Origin of the sequence: Paenibacillus jiangxiensis (assembly GCF_046098255.1) — a bacterium.
Classification (GTDB): Bacteria; Bacillota; Bacilli; order Paenibacillales; family Paenibacillaceae; genus Paenibacillus; species Paenibacillus jiagnxiensis.
On record NZ_JBJURI010000007.1, the window covers coordinates 20,433 to 46,022 of the forward strand.

At 46.2% G+C, this 25,590-nt stretch carries 29 protein-coding genes, 1 pseudogene and 1 riboswitch; of the genes and pseudogenes, 10 read left to right on the forward strand and 20 right to left on the reverse strand.

Annotation, left to right across the window (positions count from 1 at the left end):
* Positions 1-2: 2 nt before the first annotated feature.
* Genes kdpB through kdpF form a run of 3 tightly spaced genes read right to left on the reverse strand, consistent with a single transcriptional unit; the run spans position 3 to position 3,843 of the window.
* The gene (gene kdpB, locus ACI1P2_RS09015; protein WP_355318901.1) at positions 3-2,033 is read right to left on the reverse strand and encodes a potassium-transporting ATPase subunit KdpB; all 2,031 of its coding nucleotides are present in this window, start codon (positions 2,031-2,033) and stop codon (positions 3-5) included.
* A gap of 28 nt (positions 2,034-2,061) precedes the next feature.
* Complete coding sequence (kdpA, locus tag ACI1P2_RS09020) at positions 2,062-3,732, reverse strand: potassium-transporting ATPase subunit KdpA (protein ID WP_355318903.1); 1,671 nt, start codon at positions 3,730-3,732, stop codon at positions 2,062-2,064.
* 30 nt (positions 3,733-3,762) lie between these two features.
* Entirely contained in the window at positions 3,763-3,843 is an 81-nt protein-coding gene (kdpF, locus tag ACI1P2_RS09025; RefSeq protein WP_355319171.1) for a K(+)-transporting ATPase subunit F, read from the reverse strand.
* Positions 3,844-4,240: 397 nt separating this feature from the next.
* Positions 4,241-4,390: riboswitch (cyclic di-AMP (ydaO/yuaA leader) on the forward strand.
* Positions 4,391-4,443: 53 nt separating this feature from the next.
* Here kdpF and ACI1P2_RS09030 point away from each other — a divergent pair.
* A complete protein-coding gene (locus ACI1P2_RS09030) occupies positions 4,444-5,172 on the forward strand; it encodes a hypothetical protein (RefSeq protein ID WP_355318905.1) in 729 nt (242 codons plus the stop codon).
* A 168-nt stretch (positions 5,173-5,340) separates the two neighbouring features.
* On the opposite strand, the gene ACI1P2_RS09035 is transcribed toward ACI1P2_RS09030, so the two are convergent.
* Positions 5,341-6,429 (reverse strand): sensor histidine kinase, encoded by a 1,089-nt coding sequence (locus ACI1P2_RS09035; RefSeq protein WP_355318907.1) that lies wholly within the window; start codon positions 6,427-6,429, stop codon positions 5,341-5,343.
* Positions 6,422-7,117: a response regulator transcription factor gene (locus ACI1P2_RS09040; RefSeq protein ID WP_355318909.1), complete on the reverse strand. Its 696-nt coding sequence runs from the start codon at positions 7,115-7,117 to the stop codon at positions 6,422-6,424. Before ACI1P2_RS09040 ends, ACI1P2_RS09035 begins: the two co-directional genes overlap by 8 nt.
* A 157-nt stretch (positions 7,118-7,274) precedes the next feature.
* Between ACI1P2_RS09040 and ACI1P2_RS09045 the strand changes: the two are divergent.
* Positions 7,275-7,421: pseudogene (locus tag ACI1P2_RS09045) on the forward strand (aldo/keto reductase); the annotation flags it as partial.
* Between the two features lie 208 nt (positions 7,422-7,629).
* Here the strand turns inward: ACI1P2_RS09045 and ACI1P2_RS09050 are convergent.
* Complete coding sequence (locus ACI1P2_RS09050; protein WP_355318911.1) at positions 7,630-7,998, reverse strand: winged helix-turn-helix transcriptional regulator; 369 nt, start codon at positions 7,996-7,998, stop codon at positions 7,630-7,632.
* A 178-nt stretch (positions 7,999-8,176) separates the two neighbouring features.
* Here ACI1P2_RS09050 and ACI1P2_RS09055 point away from each other — a divergent pair, with 178 nt between their 5' ends.
* Together ACI1P2_RS09055 and ACI1P2_RS09060 are read left to right on the forward strand one after the other, a co-directional pair.
* Positions 8,177-9,166 (forward strand): saccharopine dehydrogenase family protein, encoded by a 990-nt coding sequence (locus ACI1P2_RS09055; protein WP_355318913.1) that lies wholly within the window; start codon positions 8,177-8,179, stop codon positions 9,164-9,166.
* 28 nt (positions 9,167-9,194) lie between these two features.
* Positions 9,195-9,770, forward strand: a complete 576-nt coding sequence (locus tag ACI1P2_RS09060) for an NAD(P)H oxidoreductase (protein WP_355318915.1) — start codon at positions 9,195-9,197, stop codon at positions 9,768-9,770.
* Between the two features lie 298 nt (positions 9,771-10,068).
* Here the strand turns inward: ACI1P2_RS09060 and ACI1P2_RS09065 are convergent, their stop codons facing one another.
* Positions 10,069-10,695 (reverse strand): FMN-dependent NADH-azoreductase, encoded by a 627-nt coding sequence (locus ACI1P2_RS09065; protein WP_355318917.1) that lies wholly within the window; start codon positions 10,693-10,695, stop codon positions 10,069-10,071.
* 159 nt (positions 10,696-10,854) lie between these two features.
* Here ACI1P2_RS09065 and ACI1P2_RS09070 point away from each other — a divergent pair, with 159 nt between their 5' ends.
* Positions 10,855-11,421 (forward strand): TetR/AcrR family transcriptional regulator, encoded by a 567-nt coding sequence (locus tag ACI1P2_RS09070; protein ID WP_408976182.1) that lies wholly within the window; start codon positions 10,855-10,857, stop codon positions 11,419-11,421.
* Between the two features lie 111 nt (positions 11,422-11,532).
* Positions 11,533-12,510 carry an aldo/keto reductase gene (locus ACI1P2_RS09075; protein WP_355318921.1) on the forward strand — a complete coding sequence of 326 codons (978 nt, stop codon included), beginning with the start codon at positions 11,533-11,535 and terminating at the stop codon, positions 12,508-12,510.
* A 101-nt stretch (positions 12,511-12,611) separates the two neighbouring features.
* Here ACI1P2_RS09075 and ACI1P2_RS09080 read toward each other — a convergent pair whose 3' ends face one another.
* Entirely contained in the window at positions 12,612-13,421 is an 810-nt protein-coding gene (locus ACI1P2_RS09080) for a YitT family protein (RefSeq protein ID WP_408976188.1), read from the reverse strand.
* Positions 13,422-13,738: 317 nt separating this feature from the next.
* Between ACI1P2_RS09080 and ACI1P2_RS09085 the strand changes: the two genes are divergently transcribed.
* The 3 genes from ACI1P2_RS09085 (at position 13,739) to ACI1P2_RS09095 (ending at position 15,763) form a co-directional block, all read left to right on the forward strand.
* Positions 13,739-14,680 carry an alpha/beta hydrolase gene (locus ACI1P2_RS09085; RefSeq protein WP_355318926.1) on the forward strand — a complete coding sequence of 314 codons (942 nt, stop codon included), beginning with the start codon at positions 13,739-13,741 and terminating at the stop codon, positions 14,678-14,680.
* Positions 14,681-15,068: 388 nt separating this feature from the next.
* Positions 15,069-15,227, forward strand: a complete 159-nt coding sequence (locus ACI1P2_RS09090; protein ID WP_355319173.1) for a cold-inducible protein YdjO-related protein — start codon at positions 15,069-15,071, stop codon at positions 15,225-15,227.
* A 95-nt stretch (positions 15,228-15,322) separates the two neighbouring features.
* A complete protein-coding gene (locus ACI1P2_RS09095) occupies positions 15,323-15,763 on the forward strand; it encodes a GreA/GreB family elongation factor (protein WP_355318928.1) in 441 nt (146 codons plus the stop codon).
* Between the two features lie 807 nt (positions 15,764-16,570).
* On the opposite strand, the gene ACI1P2_RS09100 is transcribed toward ACI1P2_RS09095, so the two are convergent.
* The 8 genes from ACI1P2_RS09100 to ACI1P2_RS09135 all read right to left on the reverse strand — a co-directional run bounded on the left by ACI1P2_RS09100 (position 16,571) and on the right by ACI1P2_RS09135 (position 21,913).
* Positions 16,571-17,116 (reverse strand): GNAT family N-acetyltransferase, encoded by a 546-nt coding sequence (locus tag ACI1P2_RS09100; protein WP_355319175.1) that lies wholly within the window; start codon positions 17,114-17,116, stop codon positions 16,571-16,573.
* 52 nt (positions 17,117-17,168) lie between these two features.
* On the reverse strand, positions 17,169-17,672 hold the full coding sequence (locus ACI1P2_RS09105; protein WP_355318930.1) for an acetamidase/formamidase family protein: 504 nt from the start codon (positions 17,670-17,672) through the stop codon (positions 17,169-17,171).
* Between the two features lie 41 nt (positions 17,673-17,713).
* On the reverse strand, positions 17,714-18,178 hold the full coding sequence (locus ACI1P2_RS09110; RefSeq protein WP_355318932.1) for a DUF2691 family protein: 465 nt from the start codon (positions 18,176-18,178) through the stop codon (positions 17,714-17,716).
* 15 nt (positions 18,179-18,193) lie between these two features.
* The gene (locus tag ACI1P2_RS09115; protein WP_355318934.1) at positions 18,194-18,646 is read right to left on the reverse strand and encodes a GNAT family N-acetyltransferase; all 453 of its coding nucleotides are present in this window, start codon (positions 18,644-18,646) and stop codon (positions 18,194-18,196) included.
* Positions 18,647-18,702: 56 nt separating this feature from the next.
* Positions 18,703-19,008 carry a hypothetical protein gene (locus ACI1P2_RS09120; protein WP_355318936.1) on the reverse strand — a complete coding sequence of 102 codons (306 nt, stop codon included), beginning with the start codon at positions 19,006-19,008 and terminating at the stop codon, positions 18,703-18,705.
* Between the two features lie 178 nt (positions 19,009-19,186).
* Positions 19,187-20,386, reverse strand: a complete 1,200-nt coding sequence (locus ACI1P2_RS09125) for an MFS transporter (protein WP_355319177.1) — start codon at positions 20,384-20,386, stop codon at positions 19,187-19,189.
* Positions 20,387-20,446: 60 nt separating this feature from the next.
* A complete protein-coding gene (locus tag ACI1P2_RS09130) occupies positions 20,447-21,475 on the reverse strand; it encodes an ROK family protein (RefSeq protein ID WP_355318938.1) in 1,029 nt (342 codons plus the stop codon).
* A gap of 222 nt (positions 21,476-21,697) precedes the next feature.
* Entirely contained in the window at positions 21,698-21,913 is a 216-nt protein-coding gene (locus tag ACI1P2_RS09135) for a helix-turn-helix domain-containing protein (protein ID WP_355318940.1), read from the reverse strand.
* 140 nt (positions 21,914-22,053) lie between these two features.
* Between ACI1P2_RS09135 and ACI1P2_RS09140 the strand changes: the two genes are divergently transcribed.
* Positions 22,054-22,350, forward strand: coding sequence for a hypothetical protein (locus tag ACI1P2_RS09140; protein ID WP_408976183.1), 297 nt, complete (start codon positions 22,054-22,056; stop codon positions 22,348-22,350).
* 188 nt (positions 22,351-22,538) lie between these two features.
* On the opposite strand, the gene ACI1P2_RS09145 is transcribed toward ACI1P2_RS09140, so the two are convergent.
* From ACI1P2_RS09145 to ACI1P2_RS09160, 4 genes are all read right to left on the reverse strand, one after another.
* Complete coding sequence (locus ACI1P2_RS09145; protein WP_355318942.1) at positions 22,539-23,432, reverse strand: DUF2785 domain-containing protein; 894 nt, start codon at positions 23,430-23,432, stop codon at positions 22,539-22,541.
* 3 nt (positions 23,433-23,435) lie between these two features.
* Entirely contained in the window at positions 23,436-23,858 is a 423-nt protein-coding gene (locus tag ACI1P2_RS09150) for a P-loop NTPase family protein (protein WP_355318944.1), read from the reverse strand.
* A gap of 205 nt (positions 23,859-24,063) precedes the next feature.
* Positions 24,064-24,552, reverse strand: a complete 489-nt coding sequence (locus ACI1P2_RS09155) for a hypothetical protein (protein ID WP_355318946.1) — start codon at positions 24,550-24,552, stop codon at positions 24,064-24,066.
* Between the two features lie 99 nt (positions 24,553-24,651).
* Complete coding sequence (locus ACI1P2_RS09160; RefSeq protein WP_355318948.1) at positions 24,652-25,551, reverse strand: GNAT family N-acetyltransferase; 900 nt, start codon at positions 25,549-25,551, stop codon at positions 24,652-24,654.
* Positions 25,552-25,590: the final 39 nt, after the last annotated feature.

Here is a 25,590-nt window from a genome sequence, read left to right on the forward strand (position 1 = left end):
ATCTACACCCACAGATGGACAACCAGATCGATCAGCTTGATGCCCAGGAATGGCACAATTACACCGCCCAATCCGTAAATGAACAAATTGCGCTGCAGCAGCTGGGACGAGGACATCGGCTTATACGCCACACCCTTCATCGCCAATGGAATAAGCAGCGGAATGATGATCGCGTTAAAGATCAGCGCCGATAAAATCGCCGAGCTTGGCGAGCCGAGCCGCATAATATTCAATACATCCATTTGCGGGATGGCCACCATGAACAACGCGGGAATGATGGCAAAATATTTGGCTATATCGTTCGCGATACTAAAGGTGGTCAGCGCGCCGCGTGTCATGAGCAGCTGCTTCCCGATCGCCACCACCTCAATAATTTTGGACGGATCGGAATCCAGGTCCACCATATTCGCCGCTTCTTTGGCCGCTACCGTACCGCTGTTCATCGCAATCCCTACATCCGCCTGCGCCAGGGCAGGCGCGTCATTGGTGCCGTCGCCTGTCATTGCCACCAGCTTGCCTTCAGCCTGTTCCTTGCGAATGACGGCAATTTTGTCCTCTGGCTTGCTTTCCGCGATGAAATCATCGACACCGGCCTCCAGGGCAATCGTTGCCGCGGTCAGAGGGTTATCTCCCGTACACATAATCGTTTTAATCCCCATCTGCCGCATTTGCTCAAACCGTTCCTTCATGCCTGGTTTGACGGTATCCTTCAAATAGATGAGACCGAAAATTTCCTGATCGACTGCCACGGCCAGCGGTGTGCCCCCGGCTTTCGCAATGCGGTCGCTGTGCTGGTCCAGATCCTTGGGGATTTTCCCGCCTTGTGCGGTGACCCATTTCTTCACAGCGTCGACCGCGCCCTTGCGGACCTGGCGTCCGTCCTGGAGATCCATGCCGCTCATGCGGGTCTCCGCCCGGAATTCAAGAAACTCGGCTCCATCCCCCAAGGAAGCGTCATACGTAAAGCCTAGCTTTTTCATCAATTCCAGCACCGAGCGTCCTTCCGGCGTCTCATCCTTGAGCGAGCTGATGGCGGCCCACTCCGCCGTTTCACTTTCCTCATGTCCCCCGACAGGGACAAACTCGCTGGCCATCCGGTTCCCGAACGTGATTGTGCCTGTCTTGTCGAGAATGATTGTATTGATATCCCCGGCTGCTTCCACAGCTTTCCCGGACATCGCCAGCACATTGAACTGGGTAACACGGTCCATACCGGCAATTCCGATGGCGGACAGCAAGCCGCCAATAGTCGTGGGAATCAAGCACACCAGGAGCGCAATCAGCATCGGGATTTCCAATGAGACATTCAAATAAGCGCCGAAAAACGGCAGTGTCACAACAACGATCAGGAAAATCAGCGTCAGGCTCGTCAGCACAGTGCTCAGCGCAATCTCGTTCGGTGTTTTCTGGCGCTTCGCACCTTCCACGAGAGCAATCATACGGTCAAGAAACGACTCGCCGGGATCGCTGGTAATGCGCACTTTGATCTGATCGCTGACTACACGCGTGCCACCGGTGACCGAGCTGAAATCACCGCCTGCTTCTTTAATAACAGGAGCCGACTCGCCGGTAATCGCCGATTCGTCTACGGAAGCAAGACCTTCAATCACCTCGCCGTCTCCGGGGATCATTTCCCCTTGGGCGACGATAACGACATCCCCTTTGCGCAGCTCCGAAGACGACACGACCTTGACCGAAGCAGGACCTGTCATTTTATTGGCCTTAATATCCTGCTTCGTCTTCTTCAGCGTGTCCGCCTGCGCTTTGCCCCGCCCTTCCGCGAGCGCTTCAGCAAAGTTGGCAAACAGCACCGTAAACAGCAAAATTAAAGCAACCGTCAGATTATATCCCCACGATGCCGTTCCGCCGAACAAATCAGGTACGAAAATTAGCAGAACCGTAATGATAAAACCTATTTCAACAACGAACATGATCGGATTGCGGATCATGACGCGCGGATCCAGCTTTAGGAATGATTCCTTGATGGCCTTCTGAATAAGTTCAGGGCTCATCATCGATTTTTTCTGTTTCATGACCAGGTTCCTCCGTTACTTTCTAGGGTTAAGGCTTTAGCGTAAGAAATTCTGCAACCGGACCGAGCACAAGCGCCGGGAAGAAGGTCAAAGCCCCCACAATCAGCACCGAGCCCAGGAACACCCCTGCGAACAAGGCGTTATCGGTTCGAAACGTGCCCAACGTTTCCGGTACGGGCTTTTTAACAGCCAACGAGCCTACAACTGCCAGCATCGTAACCATTGAGAAATAGCGTCCCAGATACATAATGATTCCTGTCGCAATATTCCAGAAAGGCGTATTGTCGCCAAGTCCTTCGAAGCCGGAGCCATTATTCGCGGCTGAGGACGTAAATTCATACAAGGCCTGTGTCAGCCCGTGAAATCCGGGATTCGAGATCGTATCCGGATTCGTGCTCAGAGCAAGCGCCGTCGGGGCAAGGATCAGCAGCGGCTGGATCAGCAGCGTGACCGCGATCAGCTTCATCTCCCGTCCTTCAATCTTCTTGCCAAGGAACTCCGGCGTCCGCCCAACCATGAGACCGGACAAAAATACACCGATCATCGCATACATCAGAACGTTGATGAAGCCTACTCCTACACCGCCGAACACCGTGTTCAGCATCATATTTGCGAGCGTGATCAATCCGGCAATCGGCGTCAAGGTGTCATGCATCGTATTGACGGCTCCCGTCTCCGATGCTGTCGTAACCACGGAATACAGGGAGGATTGCACCGTCCCGAAGCGGACCTCCTTGCCTTCCATGCTGCCTTGTTCATGCTGGATTCCCATGGCATTCAGTGCAGGATTGCCGGCATTCTCCGAGCTCAGTGAAACCCCCAGCATAACAATAAAGAGCATCGCCATCGACACGAACAGAACACGCCCCTGCTTGGCGTTGCCGACCATTTTGCCATACGTAAAAGGAAGTGCAGTCACAAGCAGCATCATAATCACCATCTGCAGTACATTGCTGATAGCGTCAGGGTTCTCGAACGGATGCGCCGAGTTGACTCCGACAAATCCTCCACCGTTATTCCCCAATTCCTTAATAGATAAGAATGACCCGATTGGACCACGCGCAATCTCCTGCACCTGCCCGCCAATCGTATGCGCTACAGCCGTGGCATCCAGCGTCTGCGGCACGCCAAGCGTGATAAAAATCAACGCAGCAACAAAGGCAATGGGCAAATAGATACGAATGATCGCGCGGACCAGGTCCACAAAGAAGTTGCCGAGCGGCTTGCCCGCAAGTCCTCTGATCACGGCGATGCCAACCGCAAGCCCCGTAGCCGGGCTCGTAAACATCATAAATACGATGGCTGCCATCTGCGAGAAATAGGAAAGCCCGCTTTCCCCGCTGTAATGCTGCAGATTCGTATTGGTCATAAAGCTTATCGCCGTATTAAAGGCAAGCGTCGGCTCCATATTCTCAATACCGCTCGGGTTCAGCGGCAGAAACTTTTGCACCCGGAAAATCAAATATACCAAAAGAATCATAACCAGATTGCTGAGCACAACGGACAGCGCATATTGCTTCCAGGACTGATTGTCCCGACGGATGCCGCCAAGCGCATAGATTGGCTTCTCGATCCACCCGAACCATTTATCCAATCTGGACGATTCATAGTTAAATACCCGGGCCAAATAAAGACCCATTGGACGCGCCAGCAACAGCACCAGCAGCAGCGTCCCCCCGATAGACAAAACAGCGAACATAACGTTTGAACTCCTTCCTCTACAGACCCATTAGAATTTTTCCGGATTCAGCAGCACGTAAGTCAGGTACACGCCAACCAGAAGAACCACGATACCGAGCAGCCACATCATGAGCGGTCACTTCCTTCCTCCGCCACCTTGCCGGCCCAGGCCAGTAATCCAACCATCATCAAAGTTAACAGAATCAAAGAAACTACCATTACGATATCCAGCATGTATTCTCAACCTCCCACTATCATTGACCGACAGCAATGCCCTGACGGCCGTGTACTGCAAATTCGCGAATCCTGTTTTCGAGTTTTCATAGAGTGCCTCCTGTGGCAGAAATTCATTCTTTCGGGTAGAAGTTATCCTCAGCACAGAGCAATGATAATACGGTTCGGTATAAAAATGGGGTTAAGATCTCGGCAGGAGGCGTAAAAAAAGTGTAAAAATGAAAAAGGCCTGCTTTACATCCTCAATCATCAGGACTATTATGATTTTCAGTTCGAATGGAAAGATACGCGCAGTGTTGTAATCGCTGAATTTCCGTAAACGGGAAGCGGGGGAACCGGAACGGCTTAACCAGCCTTGGGGTGAATCATGAATTGAAATTCATGTAGGGCTACTCTCCGCCCGAATCCGACAGCTAACCTCGTAAGCGTCCGAGACCTGAATGAAAGGAAATGAAACATGGAGGATTACACGATACACTATCAGCTTCAACCCTTGATGAGCATGAAAGGAAACTTCATGACCGAGGCACGTATTACAGGGATTCAGCTTTTCGAGTTTGACATTGATACCTGTTACCAGAGAGGAAGGGGAAGGTTAAGAGGCTGCCGCTATGGATTGCTGCAGATCAACTGTGGTACCTACACTGGCTGGGGAGAATGCGTGATGTCGGTAAATGACAGAAGCTTTAATATTGTCAAATGGGCATCTTTTCTGCACAGCTTGAAGGGAATGACCATTCAAGAAGCACTTATCACCACTGGACTGCACCGGATTTTATGGGGAGAAAACAAGGCGGATATGACCCAAACCGCTTTGCTTGATCTCTGCGCCCGTATGGAAAACAAGTTTATCGCCGCAGAAATCCTGATACGCACAAGTACACGGCATCTAATGGAGAATTCGAATATACGAGTCAACAGGAATCGCATACATCATATTCATCCTGGCGACAAAAACACCTTGATTGAAACCATGGCTTACGCTAAACTCCTGTGGCTTCAGGGCTATCCGCTGGAAATCCACAAGGATCACCTGATCGGTCCCGCCTGTTCTGCTTTAAAGCTGCTGTCCAGTGCCCTGAAGGTGAAGTGGATGGAGAATGAGGTGGATCATGAGCCTGCGTCTTTGCGAAATATCGTCACACACACGGTTGGCACAGGGTTTGACCCGGACTCTGAAGAGTTGTTTCAAAAATCAAGCGCTTATTATAGTGCCTTAATTTAAGAGTCTAATAGCAACCCTCTATATTTCCAGAATCAATCCATAGCAAAAAAGGCTCTGCTATTCTTGCGCCAGCAGAGCCCTTTACATCTCAATATCATCACTTTATGTCTGGTATGTCTGATATCTCCTTACCGTCTCAATGACGGGATTGACTGCAGTCCGACATATTTATTGCGGCAAACGCACCTCGAAGACCGTGCGGATTACATCGCTCTGAACGGAAATGGTTCCAGCATGCCGCTCGACAATATTTTTCGCAATGAACAAGCCCAGGCCAGTGCCTCCCTCTTGATGTGTCCTGGCTTTGTCCCCGGTATAGAACATATCAAAAAGATGGGGCAAATCTTCCGGGGGAATCGAATCGCCATAATTCACCACCTGGACAACCGCTTCTCCTGCGTCAAACTTACAGATCATATCTATAAACTGACCGTCTCGCCCGTAACGGGCGGCATTTGCCAGCAGATTTTCAAACACACGGGCCAGCAGCTCTCCGTCCCCTAAAAGCTGCACATGCGGAACGAGCGTCAATCTGGCCGTCAGATGATTTTTTTCAAAGACAGGATATAACTCTTCGTTTAATTGAGTGAGCAGCTCGCTAAGGTCAATTGGTTTCTTATCAAGGGTGAGCAAGCCGTAGTTCATTCGCGTAATTTCAAATAATTCATCAATCAGACGCTCCAGGCGCTGCGATTTCGTGAAGGCAATGGTCGTATAATGCTTCACCTGCTCCGCCGTCAGCTGATCGTTTTGCAGAATAAAATCCAGGTAACCCAGGACAGACGTCAACGGCGTACGCAAATCATGGGCCAAATTCAGGACCAGCTGATCCTTGCTGCTTTCGGCAAAATCCCCTCGTTCCACCGCCTGCTGCAGCTTTTCACTGGCCAGATTGATGTCCGCCGCGATCATCCCCAGCTCGTCATTTGATGAAATAAACACACGGCTTTTAAAATCACCATTGGCAAGCCGATGAATCCCTGTTGAGATTTCGCGAAAGTATTTGGCATAAGGCTTGGTCAACAAAAAGAAAAACAAGATCGCAAGCGGTATAAAAAAGATTAAAAAGAAATTCAGATCTCCGAAGTCGCGGATCATTTGGCGATAATGAGCCAGCGGATCCTCGTATCGAACCGTTCTATAATAATAGATCTGCAGAGCTTTATAGATCGCATAAGTGATCAAACCCGCCAAAAGCATGCTTAGCCCTAATAAATAGAGCATTCTAAACCTGAAGCTTCGGGTGATTTTAGCCATTGAACGTGTAACCCACTCCCCATACGGTTTTGATCCATTTATCTTTATTGGCATCTTCACCGAGCTTTTTGCGCAGGGTGCGGATGTGCACCATGACGGTGTTCCCGCCTTCGTAATAGTCTTCTCCCCACACTTGCCGGAAAATATTTTCCGCGCTAAAAACTTTCTTGGAATGACTGGCCAGCAAATACAGAATATCAAACTCCTTCGGAGTCAGTTCGATGTTGTTGCCATATAAAACAACTGAGCGCTTATCCGGATCAATGATCAATCCGCCTGCTTCCAATACAGAAGTATTGCCCATTGCCGGCTGGTTTAACTGCATGGAGCGCCGCAGCTGCGCATTCACCCGTGCAACCAGTTCCATCGGGTTGAACGGCTTGGTCATATAATCATCGGCCCCCATCACCAATCCGGTAATCTTGTCCAGGTCAGACGTTTTTGCGCTTAGGAAAATGATCGGCATCCGGTGCTGCTCACGAATTTGGCGGGTTACCTCGTAACCGTCCAGCCCCGGCATCATAATATCCAGAATCACCAGGTCAATCGGATGGGATTGGATGACACGAACCGCTTCTTTCCCGTCAGACACTTTAATAAGATGGTAGCCCTCTTTTTCCAAATGCAGCGCAATCAGATCGGCAATTTCCGCTTCGTCATCCGCTATCAAAATTGTGGCGCGTTTCATCCCTGTTCCGCTCCTCTAAAAATAACCTTAAAGTCCATGCAGTTCATATTTTACACCTACTTGAATAATCCGCAAATCGAAGTCTTTGAGTACTTCCATTGTATTCGCGAAAATGTATACTACCTTAATAGATGATCAATAGAAGGAGTGAAATGCCATGAACTTCCACCGTCTTGGCAGCAGCGGGCTGCAAGTGTCCTCACTCGGACTCGGGACAAATGCGTTCGGCAAGCGTGCTGATGAAGAAACCTCGATCCGCATTATCTATCATGCCCTGGACAGCGGCATCAATTTCATTGACACGAGGGGCTACGAGCAAGCCTACATAACATGCACGAAAGGCCAACGAAGTAATCAGCGGCCTGATTGTAGGTGATTCAACTATCGTTCCGCTGAACCCCCATCGTTTCCTTAGCATTCACTCGCCCATATATTATTGCTCGAGCTCCACTTGCTCCTCTCGACATATATGAATTCCTCTTCTTGGCATTACTATACCACATCCATCCAATCTATCCGTTTAGATTGGAGAGACTACTAGTCGATTTTACCTGCAGCGCTCCCTTGATGTATCGGTCGCCCCACTCGCACATTATGTCGATAATCGGTGTAAGTGATTCTCCCAAGCTGCTCAATTCGTATACGACTTTCGGCGGGACTTGGTTATAAACCGTTCTGATAATTACACCGTCCTCTTCCAATTCTCTCAGCTGCTGGGTCAGCATTTTTCGCGTGATGTTCGGTATAGCTCTTTGCAATTCGCCTGTTCGTTTGGCTCCGTAGGTCAAGTGACATAAAATCAGCGTTTTCCACTTGCCTCCAATAACATCTAGCGTAGCTTCCACCGGGATGTTATAGTGCCGATCCGGATTGGGTTTCATGTTACGTGCCTCCTTTCAGTAAAACGAGCGGGTATGTTTGAATCAATAGGAACCTTTTAGTACCTATGATACTTTAAGGTGATAATGATACAAATTAGTGCGTACTTTTCTAGTTTCATTATAAGATAGATAATTTCCTTATGCCACCCATGGGCAATAAAATAAAGGAGGAATATTCATGACATCCATAATAATTGCAGGCGGCTATGGCGTTGTTGGAAGTTCATTAGCCAGGCTTATACGTTCGGTAAACCGTGATATCGAGATTGTGCTAGCAGGACGTAATCCGGAACGCGGCGCAACACTCGCGCAGAAGCTGGGTAATGCCCGAACGCTCTATCTTGATTTAGAGAAACTGAGCAATTCGGAAAATTGGGGGCGATTTGACCTAATCGTCTCGGCTCTGCAAGACCCGGCAGACGCTCTGATCGACATCGCATTGAAGCAAGGAATTGCACATATCGGAATTACGAAGCTGTCCGACGAAATTACGCCTTTATCGTTCTTAACACTGGGAACTCCGCCAAAACGCCCTATCGTTCCGCTCGGTCATTCACAATCTGGAGTCATGACACTGGTGGCGTTGAAAGCCGCCGAAGCATTCAGCCAAGTGGACTCGATTGAGTTGGCTGGACTGTACGATGATCATGAGCAGATGGGACCTATGACTGTCGGTGACGCCGAGGGTTTTATGCACAAGGCACTCATGCGAGAGAATGGCAAATGGATTTGGGCAGAGGCCGCTAACCGGAAGAAGCATATTCGCCTGACGGACGGAAGCCAACTGGAAGGATTTCCGATGGGACTGCTCGACGTACCGAGCTTGGCGGCGGCCACCGGCGCGCCGAACGTCCGGTTTGATTTTATCAAGGGCGAGTCGATCGGGACAAAAGCTGGTAAGCACCCTTCCCAAGACTTGTACATTGATATCGCAGGGTTATTAAATTCGGGTGAATCGGTCAAGCGGAGAACAGTCGTCTCTGATCCATATGGGCAAGCGCATCTCACCGGGCTCGGCATGTTGGTCGCGGTAGAGCGCATACTCGCCCTGGACGGCATGCCTGCGGTGGTTGGCGGTGTCTATTTGCCGGAAACGCTCGTATCGGTGGATACGGCGATTGCGCGTTTCGAACGATTCGGCGTTCGGATTTTCTCCGAAGATATATGAAATAAATAAAGAAAGCGAGGAAGACAAAATGAAGGTATTAACCGTTGTATCTCATCCGCGGAACGATTCGTTTACGTTCGCGGTTGCTCGTCATTTCGAACAAGGGCTTAAAGATGCTGGGCACGAAACTGAAATATTGGATCTGTATCAAATCGGGTTTGACCCTGCGCCTCGGGAAGCGGACGAGCCAGATTGGTCCAACGAGAAGAAGCGGTATTCTTCCGAAGTGGAGGCAGAAATAGAACGTATGAAACGGCATGAGGCACTGGCTTATATTTTCCCGATCTGGTGGTATGCGATGCCGGCCATGCTCAAAGGTTATATCGATCGTGTGTGGAACTATGGCTTTGCTTATGGATCCAATCGACTGAAACATCGACGCATCTTGTGGCTAGGGCTTGCAGGCGCACCGGCCGAGCATTTCGAGAAAAGACAGTACGACAAGATGATTGCGCATCATCTTAACGTAGGGTACGCAGGATATGCGGGAATCGAGAACTCGAAGCTGGAATTGTTCTACGAGACGCTGGACGCGAAGCCAGGCCATCTGGAAGAGTTGCTGAATCAAGCTTACAACCTGGGACGGGCTCTTTCCGAGGAATGAGCCTTAAACGTATTCTCACAAAGTAATCTCGGTCTCCATGATTTGTTCCGAATACTTTGTGAGGCGCCGGAGGGAGGGACCTTCCTCCGGAACAAATCTCTGCCATAGCGTGAATAAAGAGCAATATCGAAATCCTCTGTGATAAAGCTGTAGAGTATGCCATGTTTTTCATCCTCACTGCGATTAGCTTTCTGAGTATACTATATATCTTTTATGTATAGATTTTAAAACCATTAAAAGGACGCCCCAAGTCAACAGACCTTTGGGGCGTCCTGATATACAGAACGTTAATTGCTCATCAGAAGCTGGCAGCGGCCTTCCTGGTTTCTTCCAACCCGGACGCAATGATTCCTGCGGCGCGATCCTGCGCCTTATTATGCCCTTCAATAATGACTTCCTCCACCGAGACTCCCATTAAGCTTGTAAAAATACCTTTTACCGGTTTGACAGCAGATTCAAGGGTTAGCATAGGTTCTGTCGAATAAAAACCTCCCCGTGCACTTAACAGCATGATCTTTTTATTCTCGACAAGCCCTACTGGACCTTCAGCCGTATATTTGAATGTTTTTCCGGCCCGCGCAAGATAAGAAATATAGGTGGTTAATGGTGCGGGTGCAACAAGATTCCAAAGCGGAAAAGCAATGACGATTTTTTCTGCCGCCAAAAACTGGTCCAGATACCGATCCATAATTTTCACCAGTTCAGCTTCATCGCTGGAAAGCTCCAGGTTTTGCGAAGATTTATACAAAGCCGTAATGGCATCATTTCCGTAATACGGAAGATTTTCTTTGAACAAATCCAGCTCAGCTACGGTATCTGACGGGTGTTCTTCTTTATAAGTGTTTAAAAATGCTTCATACATTTGCACACTTACCGCCTGCTCCGCCGGGCGATCGTTTACTTTGACAAAAAGTACATTAGACATACTAATTAGTCATCTCCATTCCACATCTTTTATTTATACAACACATGTTGTAAAGTGATTATAAATAGAGGGCTTAAAATGGCTCAACCAACACTTTTCGAAAATGATCGGATATACGACATATCTGAAAAAATGTCTAAAAAGAAACGGAGCAAGCTTATGCCTGAAACCAAAACAGATCCGCGCATTCTGCGCACACGCCGCTTAATTATGGACGCGTTTCTTCAAATCTCCATGAAGAAAGATTTTAAAGACATTACTATAAAGGATATTACTGCAGAAGCGACGGTCAATCGCGCGACCTTCTACTATCACTTTCTGGATAAATATGATTTGGCCGAGAGGGTTTTGAAAGAAGATTTAATGGTCCATGTGATCCATGAGATTCATGAGCATCGCGACATTAATGAAGAGGCCATAACGAGTGTGTTTCTGGCGGTGACGGGATTTCAGTCCCTTCTGTCTGCGCAATGCCGGCGGAATTACTTGACGTTTCTCACCATGATTGAAGCACTCATAAAAAAAGAGCTTGAAAACACCTTCTTTGACATATTCAGCAGACAGCATCCAAGCCATAACAAGGAATCGCTGCGGATTGCAGCAGCCACATTAAGCTGGGGGATTTACGGGGCCACCGTGGATTGGCAGCACAACAGCAGTTTGCAGGCAGAGGAGTATATCAAGCTGGCTATGCCGTATATTTTGCATGGGATAAACTGGTTATAAAAAATAAAGAAGACATCGGATGATGACAGTTATCGATGTCTTTGCGTAGAACTATTGCATTTGAGATAATGTATATTACCTTATTGATAATCAACAGAAGGAGTGAATGCCATGAACTTCCGCCGCCTTGGCAGCAGCGGGCTGCAAGTATCCACACTTGGACTCGGGACAAATGCGTTCGGCAAGCGTGCCGATGAAGAGACCTCGATCCGGATTATCCATCATGCCCTCGACAGCGGCATGAATTTCATTGACACGGCCAACATTTACGCGGGTACGGAATCCGAGAGAATCATCGGCGTGGCACTGCAAGGAAAACGGCAGCAGGCTGTGCTTGCGACCAAAGCGGGGCTTCCCAGAGGACAAGGGCCCAATCAAAGCGGCTCTTCCCGCTACCATCTGCAGCAGGAGTTGGAAGACAGCCTCCGCCGTCTGCAGACGGATTACGTTGATCTGTACCAGATACATACTTTTGATCCCTCTACCCCGCTGGAAGAAACGCTCCGCACCCTGGACGATATGATCTCTGCCGGCAAAGTCCGCTATATCGGGGCATCCAACTATGCGGCATGGGAATTGATGAAGGCGCTGAGCGTCAGCGAACGACAGCGGTTCGCCGCATATATCTCCATTCAATGCAGTTACTCTCTGGCCGACCGTACACCGGAAAAGGAACTGGTCCCTCTCTGCCTGGATCAGGGCATCGGCATCATTCCGTATTTCCCATTGGCGGGCGGCATTTTGACGGGAAAATATGCCGGAAATCAGACACCGGCCGGATCGAGGGCAGACACCGACCCTAATTTCGCCAGATTCCTTACGGAGGACCGGATTCAGCTTGGCGATGAAGTAGGCCGTATTGCGGGTGAGCTGGGTTCCAGCCCGACTGCCCTGTCTTTGACCTGGCTGATGAATCAGCCGACGGTCTCCACCGTTATTGTTGGCGCCACCCGGGTCGAACAGCTGCAGGACAGCCTGCAGAGCGTGTCCCTTTCTTACGATGCCGAGACCGAGGACAGGCTGAATGAAGCTAGCAACCGCTTCGTGCACAGCGAGCCTTTTGCCGTATATCGTCTGCCGGATAAATAAACCAAGCCCCTCATTCATTTGTTACTACAATGGAAATAGCGGCAGCCTTGGACGAAAAAAGTCCAGAGCTGCCGCTATCTCATTTTAGCCATGTGTCCGCACTATTTGGAGATATCAATAAACCCTTCACCAAAGACGTCGCGCACGTCATGTATGGTGACAAAAGCATTCTTATCCTCAGCACGCACAATTTTCTTGAGCATCGACACCTCCTGCTTGCTGATTACAATGTACAGTACATCCTTCGACTGTCCGGTGTAATAGCCGTAACCCCTAAGCACCGTTACCCCCCGGTCCATGATTTTGGTTACTTGTACTGCGATGCTGTCGTGGTGGGGGGATATTATCGTGACCGCTTTTTTGGGATTCAGTCCCTCAACAATAAAATCCATCACTTTCGTTCCGACATATAAAATAACTACTGTGATCATGACCTTCTCAATCCCGATGACGAAGATGGAGAATCCGGCCACGATCAGATCGAAGAATAACAGAGCGTAGCTGATGTTCCAGTCCCAGTATTTGTTGGCAAGCCGGGCAAGTATGGCCGTCCCCGCCGTAGTCCCCCCTACCCGGATGATAAGCCCGATGCCCACACCGACTAGCAGCCCTGCAAAAATCGCATTAATAAAAGGCTCGGTCGATGAAATCTTCCAATGCTCGGTCAGGTGCAGGAACAAGGAGTTGAAACCGACTGCGATGATCGTATACACCGTGGTTTTCTTATCCAGCAGCTTATATCCAATCAGCAACAAAATGCCGTTAGCGACGATGCTGACGAGCGCCGGGGACCAGTTGAGGAGATAAAACAAAATAATGGAGATCCCGGTCACACCGCCCTCCCCGAAGTCGTTCGGAATGATAAACAGATTAACCGCCAGAGCAAACAGAAACGCCCCGACAAGCAGCATAAGTAAATCAAACAACCTATTTTTCAAACGATTACCTCCAATGAATACTGAACTCACAAAAAAAGCGATTAAAGGAAAGAAATCATCCTTTAATCGCTTGATGCACACATCCGTCGCCCAGCTCTTTTAATACTATCATTATATTAATCAGCCCGTGTATTGTAAATCATTTTCAGTCCTCTAAAAGTTAAATTTAATATTTATAACAATTTAATTTTACACAATTTATTTGATTTTTACTAGACAAATGGGTTATGATTGGACATGAACCGATGCCCACAATCTAACCTCAAAAACCTAAAGGAGATTGATGAAGAATGACAAAGAAAACTGTATTGGAACCAGCTGCCCAGAAATTTGTTGAAGACACTGCAAATCCTCCTTATCTCTTTGACCTTGGTCCAGAGGAAGGCCGTAAGGCAGTAAATGAAGTCCAATCCGGTGAAATATTTAAACAACCGGCAGAGGTTCAGGATATCAAGGTTGAAGGTGGACCGACCGGCAGCGTACCGGTACGCATTCTTCGCCCCGTGAACGCAACAGGGGATCTGCCAGTCATTCTATACATCCACGGAGCTGGCTGGGTTTTTGGCAATGCTCATACCCATGACCGGCTTGTTCGTGAGCTCGCCGCAGGCTCTGAGGCGGCTGTTGTCTTCCCGGACTATAGTCTGTCGCCGGAAGCCAAATATCCTACGGCTATTGAAGAGATCTACACTGTATTGCAATGGATTGAGGCCAACGCTAAAAATGAAGGTTTTGACTTGAACCGCCTTTATATCGCCGGCGACAGTGTGGGCGGAAATATGGCTGCGGCTACCACCTTGCTCGCCAAGGAACGCAAAGGGCCTGTGATACATAAACAGCTGCTCTTTTACCCAGTCACCGATGCAGCCTTTGACACGGAATCCTACCATCAATTCGAAACAGGGTACTTTCTGCACAGGGATGGAATGCATTGGTTTTGGGACCAATATACAACGGATGTCACTGAACGCAATCAGATCACGGCTTCCCCATTAAGAGCATCCAAGGAACAACTGGAAGGATTGCCGCAAGCCTTGATTATTACCGCTGAAGCGGATGTTTTACGAGATGAAGGAGAGGCATACGCACGCAAGCTTCTTGAAGCAGGTGTACCCGTAACCTCTGCCCGCTTCCAAAATATTATTCATGATTTCGTCATGCTGAACGCTCTGGCAGAGACGAATGCGGCCAAAGGGGCTATGCTCCTGGCAAATGCGTGGTTAAAACAGTAAACGCCAAAATCGTAGCAGCGGCAGCCATGGACAGCAAATGTCCTGGACTGCCGCTGTATTTTTTTACTCAACGGCTGTCGGATTGGATGAAGTGAACTTGAATTAGGCATTTAATTATACCATTTACTTTTAATGGTTAATATAAACTTAGTTGACATCATGTTCCAACCCTGCTATGGTAGCAGTAAGACATTTCGCTTGGTACCGGGCGAGATGTCTTTCGTTCATATGCTTCGTTTTATGAATAAATGGCTTTGGGAGGTGGTCCATGTTCGCTGCTTTTCCCCATCAGGGAGAGTGCATCACGGAGGACATAAGAAAACACTAATTTACGAAGGTGAACATGAACATGAGGCGTTATCCGATTAGAAAAAGCACAACAGAGAATATGGTGGAAGCTATAGTTTGGAACTGCTCAGAAAAAGGGTGCAACGGATGGATGCGGCAGCAATTCACCCTGGAGAAACAGCCGAATTGTCCTCACTGTGGCTCATCTATGTCACTGGACAAAAAGCTCGTGCCACCCTTGAATGACCCTTTACCTTAAAGCCTTTTATTCCGAGTATAACACGGAGGTAAGTTATTACATGAAAACGTATTCAAAATACGCAGTTGGCCTTCGCAGAGGAGACGATATCTACTATGAACCATAGTTTAGATGGAGCACGAAATCAGTTGGTCAATCAACTGGTATATCTGGATGATGGGCTCGTAAATTTTTTGAATGAATATTTTCCCAGTCCCAACCAACAGCGCAGCATCGTAGAAAATACTTTAAATAGCTATACTTCAATCATTGAAGATATGCTTCAAAATTTTTCGGTTAACAACTTGAATTCGTATGCCTTAATCGGAAGTAAAGTCACTGTTCAATATTTAGACGATAACATGAGTGAATCCTTTGTCATTGTGTTCCCATCGAGTGCAAATCCTGATAAAAATTTAATATCGTTCCTCTCTCCAATCGGTCTGCAGTTGCTTATGGCACAAATAAACGAAACTTATGAGCTGGAAATCCCATCGGGAACTATACCTGTCCGCGTACAGGATATTCAATACTATAACCATGGAAGCGTGGAATGACCTTTTCAGTCGATATGGGATAGAAATCATGGGCATTGTTGCTTATCTGTTGATACTTTATCGTTTCCATGCATGGCTTAGCGGAGGTACGAGGAAAATGCTTCACTGGTTACGGCATAAATGGTCAAATATGACGCCAGAGATGAGAGACAGGCGATTTTTCGAGTTATTATCCTACTCATCTGCACTTGTTTTGATCGCCATGATGGTATACTACATGATCAAGTGGTTGCAGGGCTAACAATAGTGTCAGTTCAGAACGTTCATTTATAGGTGAAAATCCAATTTCAGCCCCCGCAGACCCGGCCAGGCCAAGAAGTCGGGATAATGAGGGGGAGTTTGATTGCATCAGTTGTGGCGAGACGGGATTGAGTGAGCTTTGGCCACATTGGCAGCGGCATTAAAATTGGTGGTTATAGCAACATAGGAGTTAGTAATCTGAAGTTTAAAGAAGGGGCATCCAGTCGATACCCCTTCTTTTATTTATGGATGTGAAGAGGTCTTTCTTAACTCTACAACTGATCGAATTATTTGTGATAGGCTAATAACAAGCGGGAATAATACAGTAGGTGATTTTGTATACATCCACACAATAAAGAAGCTTAATGAAGCAAGGATTGAGACAATCAGTAATAACTTGGTACTGTTTAAATTCCCTTTAGTTAACCTATTCCCAATCCATTTTGCTCCAAAAACCGCGATTAGAGCGTAAACAATGATGTATAAAGTCAACAATCCAAAAGCTAAAGCTACCATGTCAACCTCCCAAGGATTTGTATTGACTGTGTAGTACAAGGCATCTAATCATTAGGCATTCTCGTGAATAAAACGAAACACAAGCTTTTCCCCATCTTCAGGATGGCTGCCTATTTCCTCGGTATATTCCCCGTTCGTGCAAGCCTTTAGGGTCTTGCGCCAGAATTTGATCGCACGTTCATTTCGTTCTGTAGGATTGGTCTGCAGCTCCCAATGTCCCGGCATTTTGCCGATCAGCTGGCGCATGGCTGTTTCTCCGATCCCCTTCCCACGGTAATTACGCAGAAGAAAGAACTCATTCAAGTAATAATCGATATAACGAGGACATGGTGTATAAGGCGGAGTTGCCACTAAAGCAAAACCTGCGGGCAGATCATCCACCTTAATTATGTATGGGAACAGAACGTCCGGGCGCTCCCACCAGATATCAAATACCCGATTCTGCTCGGCCAAAGTCCGGGTATCATCCTCTTCAAATACACCGTATCGATTAGTCTTCCGATCCCACACCTCAGATAGATCATGCAAATATAGCGGGTAAATGTTATTAATAATAAATTTCTCCTCCATACTGCATAGCTGCACCACAACATTCACAACCATCACTTCCTTACTCTGGATATTGTTCCCTAAGGCACCAAGGTCACGATCAATCATTCAAATCTTCGTGGAACCCCATAGTAATCCATGCGGTTGGAGTTTTGGCACGGGGCATGCTAATGTTCATATTTTCATGAACGTTGAATTCGAGGTCAACAATATCCATCGGGCATTCTAAGGCCGGACAACCAACTTCGCCATCACCTTGTACGGCATGCCTGTCCCCAACTGAAAATAAACCGCCTGGCACTGGGATCGGCAAGTATAATGTACTAGGGCGTATTTCGTTAATTTTTATTTCAAGCGTCATCCCTGGTTCCGCCCCATGTATGGCAACCGGTCCACACAAGGCGTGACCACCATCCCGCGGGCGTTCTCTCGGCTCGAATGGTTTCCGTATTCCTGATGCTGAAAATGGCTCCAATCCCCAACCTGCATCAAGTGTTCTAAAACAAACCGAATCCCCAGAATTAATCGTCAATACAGGATCAAAATCCTTTGAAAATGAGCCGTGAAGTGTTGATCTTTCAGGATGCAGCGAATATCTGGCCATCGTATCCCTCCAGAAATGTAATCACTTACATGACAAGTCTCCTACCATACAGATAATCTTGTTCTAAAATCATTTTCGTCGGTAATATAATCGACGTTGTCATATCCTTTTATTTTTGCATTATAATATAAGCGATCAACCTTTTCCTCTTCTTTACAATAAATGGTGACATAAACAGAGTCAACGACTAGGAGTACGAGCTGACAGTCGCTATTCACAAACTCCTCATACGTCCGAAGATCTGTAACGATTTCCCCTTTAGGAAAGGCCTTCAAATCTGCAAAGATGAGATAATATGTGTTGTTTTCTAAAATATCCTTTAGAAGTCGGCCATCCATCCCCTCAATCATTCTTGGGAGAAGTTCCCTCAATTCGCCATTCTTAACAAGATACGATTCCTCGCCTCCGGTATACCAATTGAATACGGCCATATCAAAAGGCCCCAATATCTCTCCCAGAAAACTTCCGTATTCATTAGGAATCTCCAAACTGATCCCTCTTTTCATCATCCGAGCACCGAATTATAAATCCTGGGACAGCCGAATCATATCCCTGCATTGTATACCATTCTCATATATCTCCTCTTCATAATGGCGAATGAAAAAATCCAGATCAACCCCGACAATTCTGAAGCCACACTTTTGATAGAGAGCTAATTGTCCTATGCTTGAGTTTCCTGTGCCAATTTCAATGGTTTTATATCCCCTTGCTTTAGCTGTCTGAATGGCATGTAAGACTAACATTTTTCCTAATCCTTGTCCCTGCATCCGTTCCGTCACCGCAATATTCACCAATTCAACGGTTTCCGGCCTTGTAGGGAGAAGCACATAGATTCCTAAAATCTCATGATCCTCTTCGGCTATGAAACTTTCTCCTCTGGTGACGTATTCCTCAATAAGTTTTGGTGATGGGTCCGCTGATAATAACAGTTCCATTGGGTTATTTTCGTTTGTATGTAGTTTTCTAATATTCATTTTCTTCTCCTTAAGTTAACTGGACTAAAATCTCTTATCCACCGTTGGTGCTTTGGTTATGTGAAGTATGGAAAGTGATCACGCATAAAACGAGTCAGCGCATCCTCCAGGTTTTCATGCCTGCTCATATATTGAAACAACGTGTCATAAGTGAGCACAGTTCTAGAGTCCTCGATTTTGATAATCCAGGTCGGCGGCTCCTCGGGAAGATCACAATACTCCCTAATGATACCGTATGCTGCGCCTCGCTTCCCCATTTCTGCGTCAATTATCTCATGTAGAATCCGATCTACCTCGCCTATCAGTTGATCGATATGAATCCCAAGCTGTTCCCAGGCATTCTCCTTATTCCAATCGTCCAATGAAGATTACACCTCCTCCACTCCCATTAGTCTAATACATTCTTCATTAATCTAGGTTCTATCCCCTTTCTCATCTACACAGTAGTATTGATCTGTGACGATCCAGTAACCCCAAATTCTATGAATTTAAAAACACCAATATGCCCCCCCAAGGCTTGAATATTGGCGTTTTTATGATTTAGATGACTTCTTTTCTCTTATACAAATGCACGTATAAAATAAGTCCGGTTATTGCGCATAATGCTGCACATAATCCAATGAAACCGTAGCCGGCTTGAAGTCCACGAAGCAGGCTTGTGGGCGAATCTTCACCAACCATTTGCTTCACGAGCTCTGTGACTCCTCCGATGAGATAATTACCGATCACACTGCCTAACCCCATCAACGTTACAGTGAATGTGATAGCCGTATCACTGCCCTTCGGATATCTCTTCGCGATAAAAGCCATCACTGTCGGATAAATCATCGCTATGCCTATACCGGAAGCAGCAAACAGGAACGCAACATTTTCACCACCTAATATGGCAACAAATGTACATAATGCCGAAAACCCTGAGAAGACAATGAGAGATAATACAAAGCCAATCCGATCTGTTAGCGGACCAAGCAATAGCCGGGCCAGCGCGAAGCATAAGAAGAAGATGGATAACATCCCGGAAGCCTTAACGGTATCCCAGCTATAAGCTTTCTCCAGGAAATTAACGAGCCAGCCGCCAACAGCCAATTCAGATACAACACCAAACGTAAGCACCAGCACCATTAACCATAATACGCGGTCTTTTAGCAAGGTCTTAAATGGAACACGGTCTTCGTGCGAGATGTCATCTCCCGGGAACGTACTGAACAAGGCGATCACAATCGGGATGACGGACAATAGCAGCATCACCATATACATCCCGCGCCAATCCAGCGTGTGGCCAGCAATCGTCACTTTCATCAGGCCAGTTGCAATAAGCGGAGCGACCGTTGAGCTTAGGCCGTAGAAGCCATGCGTCATATTCATCATCATGCCCGTGTTTTTCACGAAAATCCGAGCGCTTAGAATAGCCAGACCAATTTCCAGCATTCCGTTGCCGATATACATCAGGAAATACGAAGTCGAGAACATTGGGTAATTATGGGAGAAGAAAATCAGGATGCCGGATACAGCCATAGAGGCGAACGCGGCAACGGTTACCCATTTGATCCCCCATATTTTGGTCAAATAAGCTGTAAAGGAACAAGCTATCAAATAACCCAGGGCGTTCAAGGATAACAAAGTACCAAGTTGCGATTCACTCAGCATAAAATCGAATTGAATGCGTGGTATTGCCGGTCCTTTAATATTTTCCGAGAACCCGAAGATGACGAATCCAATAAATATGGTTGCCAGTTGCATGGCGTAAATCTTGTTGATCTTGCCTATACTTTTTTCCACCCTTTGTGTACTCCTAACTTGTTATCTTTTCTGAGTGATCTGCAGACGGTAAGTGAGACTTTCCAGCGTAGCTGTGACAAGGCCTGTCATGTATTCCTGATGAGTATTGTTCCGAATCATGAGCTGCGGCATATGCTGCTCCGGAATATCCTTTAAGCATCCCATATAAAGGTCTTCAAGCTGTGACTCACGAGGCAGCTCCCCTGTAATCGCAATGGTTACCGGGTTGATGATGGCGATGATTGAGGATAGTGTCATGACTGCCAGCCGGATAAAGCCTTCTTCTGTATGCAGCTGCCGCAGCTGCTCCTCGCGTGAAATGCCAAACGGTAAGAAAGATACCTCCCCTCCAAATGTGGTGTTACCCGATAAGATTCGTCCGTCTACGATAAAACCGGCACCAGGAAAATGGTTCTTGGGAAAGGTCACAACAGCAAACGTCTTATCTTCTTCGAAATTTTGAAGATGGTAGAAGCCGTATACCGTCATGTTCATGTCGTTCTCAATCGTAATTGGGAGCTCATACTTTTCTTCCAAATAAGGTCCTAACGGCAGTCCAGCCAGATCCGGAACATCACATACACCAATCACTCCAAGGTGAACGATGCCCGGGATCCCGATACCAATGGCTCGAACATTCTCGTTGTCACTGATTAATCCCTCAATCAATTGGTCGATAACATGCCTGTCGATATGAGGCAGTCCCAACGTTGTCTCTTTTATAGTCTCGCCAAGCAAATTCACGATGCTGTAGCTGATGGAATGAATGCCGCCTTCCGTCCTGACAAGAAGACAGATCATGCATCCAAAGTTTGCATTGTACTTATATTGCTTGGCTGGTCTACCGCCATTTGGCCCATCCGGTTCTAATTCGATGACTTCACCTATGGCAAGCAGCTCGTTAAGTATCGTCCCGCAGGTGGCAACACTAAGCTTGGTCAGGCCTGCAATGGATGCTTTTGTAGAGATCCCCTGAGCCTTCAAGGCATTTTTAACCAGCTCAATATTCATCTTCTTAACCTGAATCGTATTATGCGTGTAAAATGACATGCTCCACCTCCTTTTTCAGGCTCTTTTTAAAACATTTTTAATAAGCGGAGTATAAAGTCCCCTGACGATTAAGTCAACTGAAAATAGGTAAATCTGCATTTCGAAGAGTTATTGTGTTCGGAAACCTGCCTCTTTAGCTAAACAGGCTGCCATGCCAGCAGCCTGTGTTCGTTGTTCTCGTCGCGGACTTATTAAATTGAACCTTCCAGGTATGTCTTATTTTCAATCACTTTTTTCATCTTTAATATACTCAATAATATCCTGAACCTCACAGTCCAGAGCCTCGCAAATTCTGTTTAAGGTGTCGAACTTCACACCATCTGTTTCTTCATTGTACAGCTTGGCAATCCCATTTCTGTGTAATCCGGTTAAACGGGACAGATCAGCAATGTTAATTCTTTTTTCGCCCATAAGTCGAGATAGATGGACTTTAATCATACTTTCTCCTCCTTGCAAAAATCCATACCAAGATGTTGACAACGCATACTCTAGTGTGTATATTTAAGTAGATAAATAACACACTTTAGAGTTCATTTTAAACTTTACAATGTTTATTTTTATAAAAAAGAGGTGCTGATATGCTGGAATCACTCGAGTCTTTGGCGGAACCCTTAATTCGAACACGTATAGAGTTATTATACAATAAATTGTCTCATTCGCAGCCAGACTATAGTCAGCTAACCAAAGAATGTGACAGTTACTTCCAAGCTATTCGGCAAGCAATGCCCGACGATCTGAACCATACAATATTTCTTTACGAAGACACCCAGTTATCCATGCAATCCATCCTGGAAAAAGAAATCTATTTGCAAGGCTTCCGTGATGCACTTCAGTTAATTAATGAATTGCACTGGAACAGGTCAGACTCAATCTAATATCAGCGCTTGACTGTAAGCACGAGCAAAGCGGAGGGGACAGAGGGATTCTGGTTAAATGTCGATGGGCTTTTTTAAGAGCCATTGTTTGCTTGTTCGAGAATCCGCCCCTTTAGTTAAACAAGCTGCCGTACCAACGGCCTGTTTTCGTTGTTCTCGTCGTAGATCCATTAAATTGAACCTTCCTGTCACATGCTTATCATTTTTTTGATGATATGAACCGACTCATCCAATTCACCGTGATCAAGTAACCTAAAGTATAAGGTCTTTAAAAAATGTTTAACATTCATTCTCAAGACAGCCGATTCAGGCAATCTATCAAAATCCGGGACAGCATAAAAGCTTAAAAGCCACTGTTCAACCTCTTTAATATCCAGCAACTTTCTGTCTAATGCTCTTACTACAGCCGCAGCAATTCTCTCATCCTCCTCGTAGAGGTAAATTTCGTCACTGTAACAAATTTTGTGCTGCAGAATCTCAAGAATTTGAATTAGATGTTTTTGTTCTATGTAAGGTGATTGAACAAGATCCTCAAAAGCATCTGCCGTATGAGCCACCGAATGTGCCCATCCTTTTCCCGCAACATACCCTCTTGTGTCCTTTTCAGATTTACAATAATCGATTAGTCTATCATATATCTTTATTATATCCTGCTGCGTTAGAAAAGAACTTTTCCTGTCCGAAATTAGAATCAAGGGGATGATTAAAACGGAAAAGGATCTGGTAAATACGGAATCCGCCCCCTTCTCACCAATTCTATAAAACAGGTGACTTCCATCCATAGCAGTATGTAATAGTTCCTTAAGCTGATCAAGAGAAAAGAGATCTGCGAGCACCCATTCAGAAAGCAACGAATAAATCAGTTCATCTCTTAGAACAGCATCTGTACTTCCGATATGGTTCATCATATACATGGCCAAACCATACAACTCTGTGTTATCAGGCCTATTGCCAAGCTGTCCCTTTATTTTAATTAATGTTTCTTTCAAATTTCGCTCATCATTAGTGATTGCCAATTTACTACACCTCTCATTTATCCTGCCGGTCATCCTTGAACTAACGTTTCCCGGAATGAGTGACATGCTTTACAGATACTTCGTCATGATCTTCGAAACGGTCTGCTGTTGATTATCCCAATCATAATCGGAGTTATCGATAATAAAGGTTTGAAAAGGAAGCTGTTTGATAATTCGCAATTCCAGTTCTTGGCGATATTCAAGGAACTTAATATATCCCTCGTACCCGTGAAGTCCCTTGTTCTTTCCATAATTTTGCTCAGTATGGTACCAAATGACGAAATCTAACCATTCTTGAGATCCCATGGTTTTAACTCGCTCAATCGTCTCACGAACATCGGTTGGCTTCAAATAAAACAATATCGGATTTAATTCCTGAATCTGCCCCGCAATCTGTAATACATGCTGAGTAAAACGATCGTTTCCAGCGTCATGCCGGGCGAGTAATGCACACCCTGGATTCTGTAAAAAACAGCATTCAAATATCGTCATATGTCCGCAATGAAGTGAGGATTGAGCTTAACATTGAAGCCGTAAAGCTGCAATAGCCATAATCCATCAATCTTATATCTAACCCCTTCCTCTTAAATACTAGTGTGTGGATCAGCTACACTTAGTTGAGGAGGGGTTAAACTTTTTCATCCTGCCCCGACACATTCATTTAAGCCAGGGAACCGCTGACTGCTTCTTCCCTACTCTACTTCTTAACTCGAATCATCTGCCGTTCTTTCCATTCAAACTCATTCCCCAATGTAAATATGGTTAGTTCAATCACGAGATCGAGTTCCTTTTTGGGCATGTCGGAGAATCTCTCTGGTCCATTAGCCCAGCATGAATAGAGTTCAAACTCTTCGCCTGTCTCCATATGATGTGCAAGATAATTAAACAGCTCTATTAAACACTTTTTACTTGTCTGGTACAAAACGGGGTGTGAGCTTTTAAGCTCAGCATTCATTTCGAAAGAGCCGCCCTCAGGGTTCACTTGATACACTAACTTATTTTTGAACATACGTGAGGAATCTTGTCCGGTGAGAGGTCCGGTTATATATAAGCCGGCCGCATCCTCCTCAGTATCATAAATCTCTATAAATTTATCCTCGTGTGGGTATTTCTCAAGTAATGTTTTCATGGGGAAACGATCCTTCTCGGCAGGATTTACGTTTGTAACGTAATCTATTAGTGTCATAACCGTTCCCTTCTGTCCGAATGAGCCTGTTGGAAGCTCACGATTTGCGGCTATATAATAGAAAAGTGTCACAGTGGAGCTCTCATCTCCTTTTCCAATTCACAAAATATCCTTCACCATGAGCAAATGGATATCGATCAGCTCATACCCTAGTGATTTATACAAGTTAATCGCAGCCGCATTCGATCCAACAACACCTAAAGTAGCTTCGCTTTTCTGCTTCTGATCCCTTAGAAATTTCAATGCCTCAACAATGGCGAGCTTGGCGATTCCTTTTCTTCTCCACTCGGGAATCGTAAAAATTTGTTCGGTCGCACTTCTTTCAGAAGATATTCCCCATGTCATGCAGCTGCTGATCGGTTGATGATCATGAAATGCCGTGAATGTGTCCCATTCTGAACCATGCTGAAACCACGTTAATCTTTCTTTGCTCCAGGACTCGCCATCGAAGCCATCCTTCTCAGCCTGCAAGTAAAGATCCTTCTCTGCCTCGGATTCCATTGCCCACCTCTTCACTTCGATTCCGTAGCTATTAGAGAGTTCAGGCAGTGGCTGAGTCAAGTCTCGCCTCATGATCAGATAATTTAATTCGTGGTAGAAGCCCTTTGATAGTAAGAAGTCAATATACTGAAAATCATTATGAGAACATGTATGGCCGATTTGGATACGTTTTTGGGGATACGATTGTTTAATCTCCATAGCTCTTTCCGTAATTAGGTCAAATAGATCGGATTCCAAGTACTCATAGCCATTGCAAGCATCTGTATCGAATAAAAACCGATGAATGTATGCAGCGTCTTTTCCTTCCCGATTCAGATATTCACATGAGTCCGTTGGCTCCAGATGGCCGGATGCAACAACTCTTCCGCCCATTTCGGCGCAAAAAATATTATCTGGTTTGAAGTCTCCATTGTATTGATAGGCTAAGTTAAAAAGAAAGTTAAACTCCGCGACGTCCTTTGCATCTTTTGGCTCATAATTACGAATGTCTGCTCCCATAACCGGCTCCTTCATATTTAATGTTACTTTCAAATAACA

Coding starts and splice junctions, on each gene's coding strand:
- ACI1P2_RS09070 (WP_408976182.1), top strand. CDS start 10,855: ATGCCTGAAACCAAAACAGATCCGCGCATTCTGCGCACACGCCGCTTA.
- ACI1P2_RS09030 (WP_355318905.1), top strand. CDS start 4,444: ATGAGCATGAAAGGAAACTTCATGACCGAGGCACGTATTACAGGGATT.
- ACI1P2_RS09115 (WP_355318934.1), bottom strand. CDS start 18,646: ATGAATATTAGAAAACTACATACAAACGAAAATAACCCAATGGAACTG.
- ACI1P2_RS09150 (WP_355318944.1), bottom strand. CDS start 23,858: ATGACGATATTTGAATGCTGTTTTTTACAGAATCCAGGGTGTGCATTA.
- kdpF (WP_355319171.1), bottom strand. CDS start 3,843: ATGATGTGGCTGCTCGGTATCGTGGTTCTTCTGGTTGGCGTGTACCTG.
- ACI1P2_RS09080 (WP_408976188.1), bottom strand. CDS start 13,421: ATGCTGCTTGTCGGGGCGTTTCTGTTTGCTCTGGCGGTTAATCTGTTT.
- ACI1P2_RS09160 (WP_355318948.1), bottom strand. CDS start 25,551: ATGGGAGCAGACATTCGTAATTATGAGCCAAAAGATGCAAAGGACGTC.
- ACI1P2_RS09090 (WP_355319173.1), top strand. CDS start 15,069: ATGGTGGAAGCTATAGTTTGGAACTGCTCAGAAAAAGGGTGCAACGGA.
- ACI1P2_RS09125 (WP_355319177.1), bottom strand. CDS start 20,386: ATGCAACTGGCAACCATATTTATTGGATTCGTCATCTTCGGGTTCTCG.
- ACI1P2_RS09050 (WP_355318911.1), bottom strand. CDS start 7,998: ATGAAACCCAATCCGGATCGGCACTATAACATCCCGGTGGAAGCTACG.
- ACI1P2_RS09035 (WP_355318907.1), bottom strand. CDS start 6,429: ATGGCTAAAATCACCCGAAGCTTCAGGTTTAGAATGCTCTATTTATTA.
- ACI1P2_RS09155 (WP_355318946.1), bottom strand. CDS start 24,552: ATGACACTAATAGATTACGTTACAAACGTAAATCCTGCCGAGAAGGAT.
- ACI1P2_RS09060 (WP_355318915.1), top strand. CDS start 9,195: ATGAAGGTATTAACCGTTGTATCTCATCCGCGGAACGATTCGTTTACG.
- ACI1P2_RS09055 (WP_355318913.1), top strand. CDS start 8,177: ATGACATCCATAATAATTGCAGGCGGCTATGGCGTTGTTGGAAGTTCA.
- ACI1P2_RS09075 (WP_355318921.1), top strand. CDS start 11,533: ATGAACTTCCGCCGCCTTGGCAGCAGCGGGCTGCAAGTATCCACACTT.
- kdpA (WP_355318903.1), bottom strand. CDS start 3,732: ATGTTCGCTGTTTTGTCTATCGGGGGGACGCTGCTGCTGGTGCTGTTG.
- ACI1P2_RS09135 (WP_355318940.1), bottom strand. CDS start 21,913: ATGATTAAAGTCCATCTATCTCGACTTATGGGCGAAAAAAGAATTAAC.
- ACI1P2_RS09110 (WP_355318932.1), bottom strand. CDS start 18,178: ATGAAAAGAGGGATCAGTTTGGAGATTCCTAATGAATACGGAAGTTTT.
- ACI1P2_RS09065 (WP_355318917.1), bottom strand. CDS start 10,695: ATGTCTAATGTACTTTTTGTCAAAGTAAACGATCGCCCGGCGGAGCAG.
- ACI1P2_RS09105 (WP_355318930.1), bottom strand. CDS start 17,672: ATGGCCAGATATTCGCTGCATCCTGAAAGATCAACACTTCACGGCTCA.
- ACI1P2_RS09040 (WP_355318909.1), bottom strand. CDS start 7,117: ATGAAACGCGCCACAATTTTGATAGCGGATGACGAAGCGGAAATTGCC.
- ACI1P2_RS09085 (WP_355318926.1), top strand. CDS start 13,739: ATGACAAAGAAAACTGTATTGGAACCAGCTGCCCAGAAATTTGTTGAA.
- ACI1P2_RS09095 (WP_355318928.1), top strand. CDS start 15,323: ATGAACCATAGTTTAGATGGAGCACGAAATCAGTTGGTCAATCAACTG.
- ACI1P2_RS09130 (WP_355318938.1), bottom strand. CDS start 21,475: ATGTCATTTTACACGCATAATACGATTCAGGTTAAGAAGATGAATATT.
- ACI1P2_RS09145 (WP_355318942.1), bottom strand. CDS start 23,432: ATGTCACTCATTCCGGGAAACGTTAGTTCAAGGATGACCGGCAGGATA.
- ACI1P2_RS09140 (WP_408976183.1), top strand. CDS start 22,054: ATGCTGGAATCACTCGAGTCTTTGGCGGAACCCTTAATTCGAACACGT.
- kdpB (WP_355318901.1), bottom strand. CDS start 2,033: ATGAAACAGAAAAAATCGATGATGAGCCCTGAACTTATTCAGAAGGCC.